Below are 1,355 nucleotides of genomic sequence, written 5' to 3'. Positions count from 1 at the left end.
ATCGCCTCCAGCGCTTCGAGTCACCGCTCCTCGTAGCGGTCGATCGGGAACCCCGGCCCCATCCGGTGCAGCGCGACCAGGTCGACCTCGCCGGGGAAGTACCGGTACAGGCCCGCGGCGGGTTCCAGCATCGCCTTGAGGAGGGCGGGCCGGTCGGCTCGGGGCGAACTCAGGACCTCCCGCATCGCCGGGCCGGTGTCCAGAACGGTGATCGTCATGACCGGGGACGCTAAACCCTGCCGTAACGGCAAGCTCAAGTCCGACCGGAGCCCCCTCCGGCGGTGCGGCGGCGGCGCAGCCTCCTACGGGCACGACGGGCGGTCGAGGTGAGCGGCGGTGCCGAAGGCGCGTGCGGCCGTGATCGGTGCGCCGCGGGGCCGGGTGCGAGAAGATCACCCATATGGTGAGTTCTGCCGACGGTCTGCCCACCCCGGTCGCGGGCGCGAAGCCGGACGCCGTGGTGGCGTGCGCGGTCTACGTCGACGGCGTGCGCCTGCCCGGCCGGTGGTCCGCCGCCGACGCCGTCACCGAGGTCCGCGCCCGCGGTGGCGGGTTCGTCTGGGTGGGCCTGTTCGAACCGGACGAGGAGCACATCCGCGACGTCGCGGAGGCGTTCGACCTGCACGAACTCGCCGTCGAGGACGCGGTGCACGCCCACCAGCGGCCCAAGCTCGACCGCTACGACGGCAACCTGTTCATGGTGCTCAAGACGCTGCGCTACCTGGAGCACGAGTCACCGACGACGGCGAACGAGATCGTCGAGTCCGGCGAGATCATGGTGTTCCTCGGGCGCGACTACGTCGTCACGGTCCGCCACGGCCACCACTCGGAGCTGGGCGACGTGCGACGGCAGCTGGAGGCCTCGCCGCAGCTGTTGGCCGCCGGGCCCGCGATGGTGCTGCACGAGATCGCGGACCGCGTGGTCGACGGCTACCTGGAGGTCACCGAGGCCTTCCAGGGCGACATCGACCTGGTCGAGGCCGCCGTCTTCGCGCCGCGCAGCGAGATCGGCGTGGAGCAGATGTACCTGGTCAAGAGGGAGATCATGGAGCTGCGACGTGCGGTGATGCCGTTGGCGGCCCCGCTGCGCAAGCTCAGCGACGGCTCCTGCGGCCCGCTGGTGCCCGAGGACGTCCGCTCCTACTTCCGCAACGTCGACGACCACCTCACCCGCGCGGCCGAGCGGGTGACCGCGTTCGACGAGATGCTCACCACCCTGGTGGACGCGACGCTGGCCAAGGTCTCGCTCCAGCAGAACAACGACATGCGCAAGATGTCGGCCTGGGTGGCGATCATCGCCATCCCGACCATGGTCGTCGGCGTGTACGGGATGAACTTCGACCACATGCCCGAAC

2 protein-coding genes are annotated in these 1,355 nt (G+C 70.4%); one reads left to right on the top strand and one right to left on the bottom strand.

The features are described from left to right. Nucleotides 1–20: 20 nt before the first annotated feature. Nucleotides 21–218: a hypothetical protein gene (locus AB0G02_RS40475; RefSeq protein WP_360805919.1), complete on the bottom strand. Its 198-nt coding sequence runs from the start codon at nt 216–218 to the stop codon at nt 21–23. Nucleotides 219–400: 182 nt separating this feature from the next. Between AB0G02_RS40475 and AB0G02_RS40470 the strand changes: the two genes are divergently transcribed. Continuing rightward, the coding region (locus AB0G02_RS40470; protein WP_360805916.1) for a magnesium and cobalt transport protein CorA at nt 401–1,355 on the top strand (955 nt) is incomplete at its 3' end.

The organism is Actinosynnema sp. NPDC023658 (assembly GCF_040639995.1).
Taxonomy (GTDB): Bacteria; Actinomycetota; Actinomycetes; order Mycobacteriales; family Pseudonocardiaceae; genus Actinosynnema.
This window is presented reverse-complemented; position numbering and strand designations above follow the sequence as displayed.

Excerpts from the sequence above, each read along its gene's own strand:
- AB0G02_RS40475 (WP_360805919.1), bottom strand. The coding sequence starts at position 218 with ATGACGATCACCGTTCTGGACACCGGCCCGGCGATGCGGGAGGTCCTG.